The 13,099-nt window shown below is 68.7% G+C and carries 9 protein-coding genes; 4 read left to right on the top strand and 5 right to left on the bottom strand.

The window, feature by feature from the left end; translation table 11 throughout:
* Positions 1-158: 158 nt before the first annotated feature.
* Positions 159-2,108, bottom strand: coding sequence for a DNA topoisomerase IV subunit B (gene parE / locus E2L08_RS14045; protein ID WP_133397729.1), 1,950 nt, complete (start codon positions 2,106-2,108; stop codon positions 159-161).
* A gap of 47 nt (positions 2,109-2,155) precedes the next feature.
* Here parE and E2L08_RS14050 point away from each other — a divergent pair, with 47 nt between their 5' ends.
* Complete coding sequence (locus E2L08_RS14050; RefSeq protein WP_133397730.1) at positions 2,156-2,416, top strand: hypothetical protein; 261 nt, start codon at positions 2,156-2,158, stop codon at positions 2,414-2,416.
* Here the strand turns inward: E2L08_RS14050 and E2L08_RS14055 are convergent.
* Positions 2,413-2,823 carry an NUDIX domain-containing protein gene (locus tag E2L08_RS14055; RefSeq protein WP_206077021.1) on the bottom strand — a complete coding sequence of 137 codons (411 nt, stop codon included), beginning with the start codon at positions 2,821-2,823 and terminating at the stop codon, positions 2,413-2,415. The two genes, E2L08_RS14050 and E2L08_RS14055, sit on opposite strands and share 4 nt — an antisense overlap.
* 44 nt (positions 2,824-2,867) lie before the next feature.
* Between E2L08_RS14055 and E2L08_RS14060 the strand changes: the two genes are divergently transcribed.
* The 3 genes from E2L08_RS14060 to E2L08_RS14070 all read left to right on the top strand — a co-directional run bounded on the left by E2L08_RS14060 (position 2,868) and on the right by E2L08_RS14070 (position 7,396).
* Positions 2,868-4,121, top strand: a complete 1,254-nt coding sequence (locus tag E2L08_RS14060; RefSeq protein ID WP_133397732.1) for a DNA polymerase IV — start codon at positions 2,868-2,870, stop codon at positions 4,119-4,121.
* 238 nt (positions 4,122-4,359) lie between these two features.
* Positions 4,360-5,889: a M10 family metallopeptidase gene (locus tag E2L08_RS14065; protein ID WP_133397733.1), complete on the top strand. Its 1,530-nt coding sequence runs from the start codon at positions 4,360-4,362 to the stop codon at positions 5,887-5,889.
* Positions 5,890-6,079: 190 nt separating this feature from the next.
* Positions 6,080-7,396, top strand: coding sequence for a UDP-glucose dehydrogenase family protein (locus E2L08_RS14070; RefSeq protein WP_133397734.1), 1,317 nt, complete (start codon positions 6,080-6,082; stop codon positions 7,394-7,396).
* A gap of 9 nt (positions 7,397-7,405) precedes the next feature.
* Here E2L08_RS14070 and E2L08_RS14075 read toward each other — a convergent pair whose 3' ends face one another.
* The 3 genes from E2L08_RS14075 to E2L08_RS14085 form a co-directional block, all read right to left on the bottom strand.
* Positions 7,406-8,425, bottom strand: a complete 1,020-nt coding sequence (locus E2L08_RS14075; protein ID WP_133397735.1) for an NAD-dependent epimerase/dehydratase family protein — start codon at positions 8,423-8,425, stop codon at positions 7,406-7,408.
* A gap of 47 nt (positions 8,426-8,472) precedes the next feature.
* Positions 8,473-12,234, bottom strand: coding sequence for a calcium-binding protein (locus E2L08_RS14080; RefSeq protein ID WP_133397736.1), 3,762 nt, complete (start codon positions 12,232-12,234; stop codon positions 8,473-8,475).
* 86 nt (positions 12,235-12,320) lie between these two features.
* Positions 12,321-13,097 (bottom strand): ABC transporter ATP-binding protein, encoded by a 777-nt coding sequence (locus tag E2L08_RS14085; protein WP_133397737.1) that lies wholly within the window; start codon positions 13,095-13,097, stop codon positions 12,321-12,323.
* Positions 13,098-13,099: the final 2 nt, after the last annotated feature.

The raw sequence follows: 13,099 nt of genomic DNA on the forward strand, positions 1-13,099 counted from the left end.
GAAAGGGGAAAGCTTGGCCATCTGCTCGTCGCTCAGCCAGTAGAGGTCGTCCATGTCACCGCTCCGTTTTTCGGGCCGTGAATCACGCCGAACAGCAACAATCAATGCATCCTGACCCTAGTATCCAGCCGTTTCTCTTCATTGATCCCTCTCCTCTCTCAAACATCCAGCTCCTCCACGAACTTCGCGTTCTGCGAGATGTACTCGAAGCGCAGTTCCGGTTTCTTGCCCATCAGGCGTTCGACCAGGTCTCCGGTCTCGTTCGGCATGTCGTCCTCGATCCTGACGCGGATCAGCTTGCGGGTCTCGGGGTTCATGGTCGTGTCCTTGAGGTCCTTGGCGTCCATCTCGCCCAGGCCCTTGAAGCGGCTGACGTCGATCTTTCCCTTTCCGCCCAGCCCCTTGGCCAGCAGCCGGTCCTTTTCGGCCTCGTCGAGGCAATAGGCGCGGCGCGCGCCCTGGGTCAGTCGGAACAGCGGCGGGCAGGCGAGGTAGAGGTGCCCGTGGTCGATCAGCGGGCGCATCTGCGCGTAGAAGAACGTCATCAGCAGCGACGCGATATGCGCGCCGTCCACGTCGGCGTCGGTCATGATGATGATCTTTTCATAGCGCAGATCGTCGATGTTGAACTTCGTGCCCATACCGGTGCCGAGCGCCTGGCAGAGATCCCCGATCTCCTGGTTGGAGCCGAGCTTGGCGCTGGCCGCGCCCAGCACGTTCAGGATCTTGCCCCTGAGCGGCAGCAGCGCCTGTGTCTTGCGCTCGCGCGCCATCTTGGCCGAACCGCCGGCGCTGTCGCCCTCGACGATGAAAAGCTCGGTGCCCTCGCGGCTCGAGTTCGAGCAATCGGTGAGCTTGCCGGGCAGGCGCAGCTTTTTCGTGGCCGATTTGCGGGCGGTCTCTTTCTCTTGCCGGCGGCGCAGGCGTTCCTCGGCGCGCAGCACGAGGAAATCGAGGATCGCCCCGGCCGATTTCGTGTCGGCGGCGAGCCAGTTGTCGAAATGGTCGCGCACGGCGGTCTCGACCAGCCGCGCGGCGGCGTTGGTGGCCAGCCGGTCCTTGGTCTGGCCGACGAATTCCGGCTCGGAGATGAAGCACGACACCAGCGCGCAACCGCCCGCGGTCAGATCCTCGCGGGTGATGTTGGCGGCCTTTTTCAGCCCGGAGCGTTCGCCATGCGCGCGCACCCCCTTGAGGATCGCGGCCCAGAACCCGGCCTCGTGCGTGCCGCCCTCGGGCGTGGGCACGGTGTTGCAATAGGACTGGATGAAACCGTCGCGCGAGGGCGTCCAGTTGATCGCCCATTCGACCTTGCCGGGCGCATCGCGGAACGCGACGGTGCCGGCAAAGGGCTGGTCGGCATAGGTCGCGGCCCCGCCCAGCGTCTCGGCGAGATAGTCGGACAGCCCGCCGGGAAAGTGGAACACCGCCTCGAGCGGGGTCTCGCCATCGTCGATGGCAGATTTCCAGCGGATCTCGACCCCCGAGAAAAGGTAGGCCTTGGAGCGCACCATCTTGAGCAGGCGTCCGGGCTTGAGCGCGAGCTTGCCGAAGATCTCGGGGTCGGGGTGAAAAGTGACGGAGGTGCCCTTGCGGTTGGGCGCGGCGCCGGCGGGGGCCACGGGGCCCGTGGGCTTGCCGCGGCTGAACTCCTGCGCGACGAGCTGGCGGTCGCGCGCGACCTCGACACGGACGTGATCGGACAGCGCGTTGACCACCGAGATGCCGACCCCGTGCAGCCCGCCGCTGGTCTGGTAGGCCTTGCCCGAGAACTTGCCGCCCGCGTGCAGCGTGCACAGGATGACCTCGAGCGCGGATTTGCCGGGGAACTTGGGGTGCGGATCGGTGGGGATGCCGCGCCCGTTGTCGCGCACCGTGCAGGCGCCGTCGGCGTGCAGCTCGACCTCGATGCGGTTGGCATGGCCGGCCACCGCCTCGTCCATGGAGTTGTCGAGCACCTCTGCCACGAGGTGGTGCAACGCGCGTTCGTCGGTGCCGCCGATATACATGCCGGGGCGCTTGCGGACCGGCTCGAGCCCCTCGAGCACCTCGATCGAGGAGGCGTCGTAGGCTTCGGGCTCTTGTCCCGAGAGAAGATCGGAGGACATCGGTGCTGCTCGCCGTTTTTGGGGTTTCACCCAATGTCGCAGGAACGATGGAGCGCGGCAAGCGCCCGCCCGCCCGGACGATGCCGCCCGAGCGGCGCAAAACCGCCCTGATCGCATGGCAGGCCGGGGCCATGACGCAGATACTCGATCCTCCGCGCCGCCGGCGCATGATGGTGCGGCGCCGCGTGCCTGAGACGGCGCCCGCGCCTGCCCCCGCGGACGATCCGCCGCTCGCGCCGCGGCTGAGCGTGGCGGCCGCGCGTGCCTTCATGGCGCGGGACGGCGCGGGCGAGGGGGCGGGAGGCTAGCCCCGTTCGGCGGCGAGATAGGCGGCGAGGTCGGTCTGGAACATCGGGACGGCATCCTCGCGGCACAGGAACTCGGCGATGGGCATGAGCCGCGCCTCCTGGCCCTCGTCGCCCAGCCGCAGCGCATCAGTGCCGAGCCCCGGCCACAGCGCGACCAGGAACACCGTCTCGCCGCCCGGCCGGGGGCGGCGGCGTTCCCACACGATGGCGGCGCGCGGCACGATCAGCCCGACCTCTTCGCGGGTTTCGCGCAGGGCGCAGTCGCGGGGCGTCTCGCCCCCCTCGCGCCCGCCGCCGGGCAGATCCCAGAACCCCGGCCACGGGATCGCCGGGTCGGCATCGCGCAGCAGCGTCACGACCGCGCCCCCCGACAGGATCGCGAGCTTCGCGCCCCCGAACGGCGCCACCGTTCGGCCTGTCACTGCGCGCCGTCGCCCATTACATATCCCCCATGCCCGCGCTTTGCCTCGATTGCTGCACGCCCTTCGATTCCGGTCCCCGCTGCCCGCGGTGCCGCAGCCCGCGGCTGTGCGCCCATCCCGAGCTGTTCGACCTGTCCATCGCCCATATGGATTGCGACGCCTTCTATGCCAGCGTCGAGAAACGCGACGCGCCCGAATTGCGCGACAAGCCGGTGATCGTGGGCGGCGGGCGGCGCGGCGTGGTGACGACGGCCTGCTATATCGCCCGCATCAAGGGCGTGCGGTCGGCCATGCCGATGTTCCAGGCGCTGAAGCTCTGCCCCGAGGCGGTGATCGTGAAGCCCCGGTTCGAGGTCTATGCCGAGGTGTCGCGCGCCATCCGCGCGATGATGGACGAACTGACCCCGGTGGTCGAGCCGCTGTCGCTGGACGAGGCCTTCATGGATCTCACGGGCACCGCGCGGCTGCACGGGGCGCCCCCGGCGGTGATGCTGGCGTGGCTGGTGAAACGGATGCGCGACGAGATCGGCATTACCGGCTCGATCGGGCTCAGCCACAACAAGTTCCTCGCCAAGATCGCATCGGACCAGGACAAGCCCCGCGGCTTTACCGCCATCGGTGCGGCCGAGACAATGGAGTTCCTGCGCGACCGCCCCGTGTCGCTGATCTGGGGCGTGGGGCAGGTCACGCGCGAATCGCTGGGCCGCGCTGGCATCCGCAGCTTTGCCGACCTGCGCCGCTGGGACCGGCGCGACCTTTCGGCCCGTTTCGGCGGCATGGGCGAGCGGCTGTGGCACCTCGCGCGGGGCGAGGATGCGCGCCGCGTCTCGGCCCATGCGCCGGTCAAGGGGATCTCGAACGAGACGACCTTTGCCGAGGATATTTCGGACCCCGAACTGCTCGACGGGCATCTGTGGCGCATGGCCGAAAAGGTCGCCGACCGCGCCAAGGCCAAGGGGGTCGCGGGGCGGGTGGTGACGCTCAAGCTCAAGCGCGCCGACCATTCGCTGGTGACGCGCCGGGCGACGCAGCGCGGCCCGGTGCAGATGGCCGATCCGCTCTATCGCGCGGCGCGCGCCCTGTGGGAACCGGTGCTGCGCGAGGCCCCGTTCCGCCTGCTGGGGGTGGGGCTGTCGGACCTGTGCGACGGCGCGCAGGCCGAAGATGCGGGCGATCTGCTCGACCCGCAGGCGCGCGCCCGCGCCGGGGCCGAACGCGCGGCCGACGCGATCCGCGCGCGGTTCGGGCATGGCGCGATCCTCAAGGGTCGAGCCCTGCGCTAGGGGCTGTGGCGCGTCGGTCACAAACTCGTGAAGGATGCGACGGGATTCGTGCGCGGTGGGACGAAGTGGGGTAAACGGCGGGTGAACATTTTGCCTTGGATCCCGCGCAGTTTCCCGTTCCGGTCCCGCGAGCGTCAAGATTTTGGCCATAACTGCCGTGTAGACCTGAGCCGACCCGATTTCATCGCCGTCCCGCGACGGCACCCCGCCGACCGCTTACGCCATCTGAGAGCTTGCCATGACCCTGACCTATGACCTGTCCCGCGACAGCATCCTCGAGCGTCTGTCGACGCTGATCGACGAGGGCCGCCTGGCCCCGCAGGTCGAGCCGCTGGACATGGGCGGCGCGATGCCCGCCAGCCTGATCGGCGGCGGGCTCTCGGATGCCTCGATCGAGCTTGTGCCCGCGGGCGACGACCGCGGCGAGGTCGCCGGCACGACGACCAGTTTCGGCCCGCGCGGGCGCGACATCAAGAAGATGGCGCATTACCTGACCGACGGCTACTGGGAGGATAATTACGAGACCCCCCATTCCTTCGACACCGGGCCGAGCGGCAAGATCACCGTCAACATCAAGGGCCTGACCGGCGCCGGGAAAAAGCTGGCGAAAGCCGCTTTCGAGGCGTGGGAAATGGTTGCCGACATCGACTTCAAGATCAAGGGCGGCAAGGCCGACATCAAGTTCGACGACAACAAGTCCGGCGCCTTCGCGACCTCGTCCTACGATTCCGACGGCGACACGATCCGCGCCAATGTGAACGTGTCCAAGCAATGGCTCAAGGATTACGGCACGGGCTTCGCCGACTACAACTTCTCGACCTATATCCACGAGATCGGCCATGCGCTGGGCCTTGGCCATCAGGGCAACTACAACGGCAGCGCCTCGGGCGCGGACCGCGAGTTCAAGTATGACAGCCTGCAACTGTCGATCATGTCCTATTACTACCCGTCCGAGAACCCGAACGTGAAAGGGTCCGATTTCGACCCCGTCACCGCGCAGATGGTCGATATCAAGGCGATCCAGTCGCTCTACGGCAAAAGCGACTATACCGCCGGCAAGACCGTGTGGGGCGCCAAGGGCAACCTGAACAACTACCTCGAAAAGTATTTCAAGCAGGTGATGAAGGGTAAGGCCGACATGGAGGGCTTTACCGTCTACGACCGCGGCGGGCGCGATACGCTCGACCTGCGGTTCACCGACAAGGACGGCAAGATCAACCTCAAGGGCGGCAAGTTCTCGGATGTCGGCGGCGGCGACAACAACCTCGCCATCGCGCGCGGCACCAAGATCGAAAAGCTCAAGACCGGCGCGGGCAACGACAAGGTCATCGCCAACGCGGCCGACAACGTGATCGCCACCGGCAAGGGCGACGACGTGATCCGCGGCGCGGGTGACGGCGACGTGATCAAGGGCGGCCGCGGCGACGACCGCATCTTTGGCCGCGACGGCGATGCCGAACTGCGCGGCGGACAGGGCGACGACAAGATCGTCGCGGGCGAGGGCAACACCGTCTTCGGTGGCGGCGGGGCCGATGCCTTTGTCTTCCGCGGCAATGACGGCCGGATCGAGGATTTCCGCGCGGGGCAGGGCGACATGCTCTATCTCGACGCCGAACTGGCCGACGGGCTGAGCACCCGCGCCGTGCTCGACCGCTTTGCCGAACTGCGCAACGGCAATACCGTGCTGGATTTCGGCGACGGGCAGAAGATCGTGCTCGAGGGCGTCAGCGATGCCGACGCGCTTCTGGGGCATCTCGACTTCGTCTGAGGCCGGGCGACCCGATCGACCGCACGGCTCGCGCCACCCAAGGCGCGGGCCGTTTGCCGCCGCCACGGTCGGGCCGGCATGGCATCGCCGCCTCAGCGGCCCGGATCGGGCCTTTCGCGCATCCCCGATTTGCAGTTGAACGGCACCGCGGGGCGATGTTGCCGCAGGCCAGGTTCAGAGGGGCAGGAACATGAAGATCGCGGTAATCGGCACCGGCTATGTCGGGCTCGTCTCGGGGGTCTGTTTCTCGGATTTCGGGCATGACGTGATCTGCGTGGATCGCGACGAGGCCAAGATCGCGCGCCTCATGGCGGGCGAGGTGCCGATCTACGAGCCGGGGCTCGACGCGGTCATGGCGCGCAATGTCGAAGCCGGGCGCCTGACCTTTACCCGCGATCTCGCCGCGGCGCTGGACGGGGCGGGTGCGGTCTTTATTGCGGTGGGCACGCCCACGCGGCGCGGCGACGGCCATGCCGACCTGACCTACGTGATGGCCGCCGCCGAAGAGGTGGCGCGCGCCGCACGCGGTCCCATCGTGATCGTGACCAAATCCACCGTGCCGGTCGGCACCAACCGCAAGGTCAAGGCCGCGGTCGCCACGGCCAACCCCGATCTCGATTTCGACGTCGCCTCGAACCCGGAATTCCTGCGCGAGGGGGCGGCGATCGACGATTTCATGCGGCCCGACCGCGTGGTCGTGGGCGTCGAATCCGAACGCGCCGCCGCGGTGATGTCGGAAATCTACCGCCCGCTCTACCTGCGCGAATTCCCGATCCTCGTCACCGATCTGGAATCGGCCGAGATGATCAAATACGCGGCCAATGCCTTTCTCGCGACCAAGATCACCTTCATCAACGAGATTGCGGCCCTGTGCGAACGGGTCGGCGCCGATATCAAGCAGGTGAGCCGCGGGATGGGGCTCGACGGGCGGATCGGCAACAAGTTCCTCCATGCGGGGCCGGGCTATGGCGGGTCGTGCTTTCCCAAGGATACCCGTGCCCTGGCGCGGATCGGGCAGGAATGCGCGCAGCCCATGCGCATCACCGAGGCGGTGATCGAGGTCAACGAAGAGGTCAAGCGGCGCATGATCGACAAGCTGCGCGATCTTTGCGACGGCAGCTTCAACGGCAAGACCGTCGCCGTGCTGGGCGTGACCTTCAAGCCCAATACCGACGACATGCGCGAGGCGCCCGCCCTGACCATCGTGCCCGCGCTGGTGGGCGGCGGCGCGCAGGTGCGCGTGACCGATCCGCAGGGCCGCCGCGAGGGCGAGGCGCTGCTGCCCGGCGTGGCCTGGTGCGACGATGCCTATAGCGCGGCGCAGGGGGCCGATCTGCTGGTGATCCTGACCGAGTGGAACGAGTTCCGCGCGCTCGACCTGCCGCGGATCGCCGCGGCGATGGCCACGCCCCGCATGGCCGACCTGCGCAACGTCTACACCGCCGAGGATGTCGAACGCGCGGGGTTCGACGCCTATAGCGGGGTCGGGCGCGGCACCGTGGTCTGAGCGCGGGTCTCAGACCCCGTAATAGTCGCGATACCAATCGACGAACCGGCCGACGCCATCGCGGAAATCGGTTCGCGGCCGGTAGCCGGTCAGCGCATGCAGCAGCCCCGCATCGGCCCATGTCGCCGGCACGTCGCCGGTCTGCATCTCCATCATGTTGCGATGGGCGCGGCGGCCGAGGCGCTCTTCGATGGCCTCGACGAAATCGAGCAGCCGGACCTTGTCTGAATTGCCGATATTGACCACCCGCCAGGGCGCCGCGGGCGACAGGGTGTCGCCGGGATGCGCCGTGAGCCCGTCGCGTGCATCGACCTGCGGCGGAGGCGTGTCGATCAGCCCGGTGATGCCGCGCACGAGATCGTCGATATAGGTGAAATCGCGCCACATCTCGCCGTGGTTGTAAATGTCGATGGGCGTGCCCTCGAGGATGCCCTTGACGAACTTGAACAGCGCCATGTCGGGCCGGCCCCAGGGGCCGTAGACGGTAAAGAACCGGAACATCGTGACAGGTATCCGGTGCAGATGCGCCCAGGCGTGGCCCATGGATTCGTTCGCCTTTTTCGTGGCGGCGTAGATGGTGAGCGGGTGATCGGCCTTGTGGGTCTCGGCATAGGGCATGTCGGTATTTGCGCCATAGACCGAGCTGGTCGAGGCCATCAGCAGGTGCGCGACCGCGTGGGCCTGCGCGGCCTCCATCACGTTGAAGGTGCCGGTGAGATTGGCGTCGATATAGGCGCGCGGGTTCTCGAGGCTGTAGCGCACGCCGGCCTGCGCCGCGAGATGCACGATCACGTCGGGCCGGGCCGCGTCGGCGCAGCGCGCCACGGCGTCGGCATCCTCGAGTCGCGCCTCGGTCGCGGTAAAGCCGGGGTTCTGCAACAGGATCTGGTGGCGGCGTCGTTTCAGCCGCACGTCGTAGTAATCCGTCATCCCGTCGAACCCGGCGACCTGCCAGCCCTCGGCCAGCAGCGCGCGGCTGAGGTGAAAGCCGATGAACCCGGCCGAGCCGGTGACGAGAGCGCGCCGCATGTGCCGGCCTCCGATAGCGGGAACGAACCGCGCGACCATAGCGGGGTTCACCCGAAGATGAAGTCCCCGCCGTCGATCTCGCTGCGATCGGTATCCTCAAGCAGCACGGTCCCGCCCTTGTAGCCGATCAGCAGGTCGTCCCCCTTTTGCGTGATCTTGAGCTGCCCGAACCGCGCGTTGTGCTCGAGCACGATCCGGTCGACGCCGTTGTTGAAATCCTCGATCGTGTTGGCCCCGGTCTTTTTCCCGAATACGAACTGGTCGCGATCCGCGCCGCCCCTGAGGATGTCGCGCCCGGCCCCCGCCTCGATCCGGTCGCGCCCGCCGCCGCCCGACAGCGTATCGTCACCGCCGCCCCCGATCAGCCGGTCGGTCGAGGCCCCGCCCTTGAGCAGATCGTCGCCCTTTCCCCCGGCAAGCCAGTCGCGCCCGCCAGATCCGGTCATCCGGTCGTCGCCGCTGCCGCCCTTGAGGCGGTCGTCGCCCTTGCCCGCAACGAGGCGGTCGTTGCCGCCGCCGCCCGACATCGTGTCGTTGCCGCTGCCGCCTTTCATCATGTCCCGGCCGGCATTGCCGGCGAGGCGGTCGTTCCCGGCCCCGCCCGCGATGCGGTCATTGCCGCTGCCGCCCTTGAGACGGTCATGTCCGCCATCGCCGCTCAGCCGGTCGCGGCCGGCCCCGCCCGACAGGGTGTCGTCCCAGATGCCGCCGTCGATCAAGTCGTTGCCCGCGCCCCCGTCGAGCCGGTCCCACCCCTCGCCGCCCGCGAGCGTGTCGCGCCCGTCGCCGCCCGACAGGGTGTCGTGCCCGTCGCCGCCCCACAGCCCGTCATCGCCCGCATCCCCCCAAAGCGCGTCGCGGCCATCGTCCCCCCAGAGCCGGTCGCCGCCGCCGCCGCCCCGGATGGCATCGTCGCCCTGCCGCCCCCAGAGGAAATCGCCGTCGCCATCGCCCCAGATCAGGTCGTTGCCCAAATCGCCCGAGATGCGGTCGCGCCCGCTGCCGCCGCGAATCAGGTCGCGGTCGGCGCCGCCCGACAGCGTATCGTCGCCCGCGTCTCCCCAGAGCCGGTCGATCCCCTGCGCCCCGGTCAGGCGGTCATGGTCCGCGCCGCCGCGAAGCTGGTCGTTCCCCGTGCCGCCATCCAGCGTATCGCGCTGATTGCCGCCGCGCAGGTCGTCGTCGCCGGCATCGCCGATGAGCCGGTCGCGCCCGTCGCCGCCGTCGATCCGATCGCGTCCGCCGCCGCCATAGGCCATGTCGTCGCCCGTGCCGCCCGACAACAGGTCGGCCCCTTCGCCGCCCCAAAGGCGGTCGTTGCCGGCATCGCCCGCGAGCCGGTCGTTATCGTTGCCGCCAAGAAGGATATCGTTGCCCGTGCCGCCCGACAGCCGGTCGTTCCCGGTGCTGCCGTCGAGCCGGTCGTTGCCCCCGTCGCCCGCCAACACGTCATTGCCGATCCCGCCCTTGAGCGTATCGTTCTGCCAGCCGCCCGACAACGTGTCGTTGCCCCCGTCGCCCGCCAGGATATCGTTGCCGGTGCCGCCCCACAGGCGGTCATTGCCCGCGCCGCCGCCCAGCGTGTCGCGCCCGTCATCGCCGGCGAGCCGGTCGTAGCCATCATCGCCCGCCAAAAGGTCGTTGCCCGCACCGCCCCTGAGCGTATCGCCGTCATCGCCGCCGTAGAGGCGGTCGTTGCCGTCGCCTCCGTCGAGATCGTCGCGCCCGGCACCGCCGAAAAGCGTGTCGTTCCCGGCCTCGCCGAGGGCAATGTCGTCGCCATCCTCGCCGTCGAGCAGATCGTTGCCGAGACCGCCGCGCAGCCTGTCGTTGCCGTCGCCGCCATAGAGGCTGTCGTCGCCCCCGTCGCCGTCCAGCGCGTCGGCGCCCTGTTCGCCCGCGAGGTAATCGCGCCCATCGCCGCCCGTCAGGGTATCGGCGTCGTTGCCGCCCGCGAGGCGGTCGTCGCCCGCGCCGCCATCGAGCCGGTCGCGTCCCGCGCCACCCAGGAGCCGGTCGTCATCGGCGCCGCCCTCGAGCAGATCGTCGCCGTCGCCCCCGTCGAGCAGGTCGGACCCGTCGCCGCCATCAAGCGTATCCGCCCCGCTGCGCCCGTCGAGCCAGTCGCTGCCGTCGCCGCCGTCGAGCAGGTCGTTCCCGCCATCGCCGCGCAGCGCATCGTTGCCCGCGCCGCCGCGGATCGTGTCGTCGCCGCCGAGGCCGCGCACCGCGTCGTCTCCCGCCCCGCCGTCCAGCGCGTCGGCCCGGTGCGATCCCATGATCTCGCGTCCGGGGCGGGGCGGATCGGCGGGGTTGAGACCGATGCGGTCGGGGGTGAGGATGTCGCGCCCCGGAACCAGGTCCTCGATATCGAGCCGTTTGCCATCCGCGGACCGGATGCGGATCGTGTCGTCGCCGAAAACGAGATCGGCGCCCCAAGACTTCGATTTCACCCGGATCTGCCCGACATCGCGCAGCATGGCGAAGTCGCCGAAATCGAGGCTGTCACGCCCCCGCTCGAAATCGTTGACGAGAACCAGCCGGTCGGCGTCGCGCATCACGAAGGTATCGCGCCCGGCGCCCCCGGTCATGCGGGTGAACCCGTCGCCCGCGACGAGGATATCGTCGCCGCCTCCGCCCGACAGCGTGTCGCTGCCCGATCCGCCGACAAGCGTGTCGTCGCGGCCCGTCCCCTCGAGCAGGTCGTCGTCCCGGCCCCGTGCGATCATGAGCCGGCCCATGTCGGACAAATCGATTTCGTCTTGCGTGATGCCACGCCCCCCGGCGCCGACAAAAACCTGAAGCGTGTCGCCCATCCGGGCGAGTTCCAGCGTCTCGATATTGTTCAGCCCGGCGCCGCCGGTATGTTCGATGGTGTCGAGCAGGATCAACTGCCCGTCGGGCAGGATCGCGAAGAGGCTCAGCCCGTCATCGGCCCCGCCCGCGACCACCAGCGGCGTGCCGTCGATCTCGATCGTCGCGATATCGCTCACCCCGCCGAAGCGCGTGAACCGGGTGTCGAGGACATGGTCGAGCGCGGTGAGCGTACCGTCCGCCCCCAGCTCCATCACGGTGAGGGAGTGGCTTTTCGCACCGGCGACGACGACGAACTCGCGGCCGTGGCCGCCGACCGTCGAGATGGCCGAGGCGCGGCCGATGCCCACGCCGTCCTGCGGCCCGACGCTGTCGAAAAGCGACAGGGTGCCGTTATCCTCGACCCGGTAGAGATCGACGGATCGCGCGCCCGCGCCGGTCGCGACGACGTAATCCTGCCCCCCGGCCTTTCCGCCCGCGAGCAGGTCGTAGCCCAGCCGGTCGAACCCGGTATCCCAGAGCGGCGCCTGCGCCGTGGGCGTGCCGTTCTCGTCGACCCGCCATGCGGTCAGCCCGCCGCGCAGCGTGTCGACGGCATAGAGCATGTCGGGCCCGTCGATGCGCAGCGCCGCGCTGATGCCGCGGTCGAGCCCCGTGGCGGTTTCGCGGTCGGGCGTTCCGAGAGCGCCGCCATCGCTCATCTCGCAAAGCGACAGGCCGGTTTCGCCGCCGCCGGTCATGAGCGTGGGCTGCCGGGTGCCCGAGACGTCGACCACGAACCCCCCCGCGGCGCCGGCCTCGCGCCCGAAATCCGCGCGATCGACCTCGTCCGCTGTGCCGTTGCGGTCAAGGCGGAACGTCACGATCCCGCCGTTCCGCCCGTTCACCGCGACGAGGAACGTGCCCTCGTCGGTGCGGATCGTCTGGAGATCGCGGATATCCATGTCGAACTTGTCGCGCCCCGTCGAGATCCGCCCGGTTTTCCGAAACTCCATCCCCATGCCCCCGCATCGCGTGTTCCGGGGGGAAGGATGGTCGCGCGATCGGGCCGGTCAGGGCGCCCGGTTCGGGCGAGATCGCGTCATTCGTCGACGGTTTGTCGCGAATTGGCGGCTTTGCGGCGCGGGCGGGGGGCGGGCTCGTCGGGCTCGTCGCGATCCTGCGCGGCGGTGGCGCGCCGGGCGGCGCGGCGGCGGGCGCGCGGCCCGCCCATGTGTTCCTCGTGAAGGGCGATGGCCTCGTCGAGATCCTCGAAATAGGACAGACGGCCCTTTTCCAGCACGACCGCGGCGTTGCAGTAATGGCGCAGCGTCCTGAGGTCGTGGCTGACCATGATCGCGCTGGCATTCTTGAGCCGCTCGTTGAAATAGGCGCGGGCCTTGTCCTTGAAGGACTTGTCGCCCACCGCCGTCACCTCGTCGATGAGGTAGGTATCGAAGGGAATCCCCATCGAGATCCCGAAGGACAGGCGCGATTTCATGCCCGAGGAATAGGTCCGCATCGGCATGTTGAAATGCTTGCCCAACTCAGAAAATTCGCGGACGAAATCCTCGAGCTCGGCGGAATCCACGCCGTAGATGCGCGACACGAACCGCACGTTCTGCGCGCCGGTCAGGTCGCGGTGAATGGCGCCCGATCCGCCGACGGGCCATGACACGCGGCCATAGCGCACGATCCGCCCGGTGGTGGGGCGGATGGTGCCCGCGATCATCTCGAGCAGGGTCGACTTGCCCGCCCCGTTGCGCCCCAGAAGAGCCAGCGACTTGCCGAAGGGCAGGGTCTCGTTCAGGTGGTCGATCACGACCTTGCGGTGCCCGCGGATGTTGAACGACTTGCTGACGTTCTGGAACTCGATCATCG

Origin of the sequence: Palleronia sediminis (assembly GCF_004358695.1) — a bacterium.
In the GTDB taxonomy this organism is placed as follows: Bacteria; Pseudomonadota; Alphaproteobacteria; order Rhodobacterales; family Rhodobacteraceae; genus Palleronia; species Palleronia sediminis.

Coding starts and splice junctions, on each gene's coding strand:
- parE (WP_133397729.1), bottom strand. CDS start 2,108: ATGTCCTCCGATCTTCTCTCGGGACAAGAGCCCGAAGCCTACGACGCC.
- E2L08_RS14050 (WP_133397730.1), top strand. CDS start 2,156: ATGGAGCGCGGCAAGCGCCCGCCCGCCCGGACGATGCCGCCCGAGCGG.
- E2L08_RS14060 (WP_133397732.1), top strand. CDS start 2,868: ATGCCCGCGCTTTGCCTCGATTGCTGCACGCCCTTCGATTCCGGTCCC.
- E2L08_RS14065 (WP_133397733.1), top strand. CDS start 4,360: ATGACCCTGACCTATGACCTGTCCCGCGACAGCATCCTCGAGCGTCTG.
- E2L08_RS14070 (WP_133397734.1), top strand. CDS start 6,080: ATGAAGATCGCGGTAATCGGCACCGGCTATGTCGGGCTCGTCTCGGGG.
- E2L08_RS14075 (WP_133397735.1), bottom strand. CDS start 8,425: ATGCGGCGCGCTCTCGTCACCGGCTCGGCCGGGTTCATCGGCTTTCAC.
- E2L08_RS14080 (WP_133397736.1), bottom strand. CDS start 12,234: ATGGAGTTTCGGAAAACCGGGCGGATCTCGACGGGGCGCGACAAGTTC.
- E2L08_RS14085 (WP_133397737.1), bottom strand. CDS start 13,097: ATGATCGAGTTCCAGAACGTCAGCAAGTCGTTCAACATCCGCGGGCAC.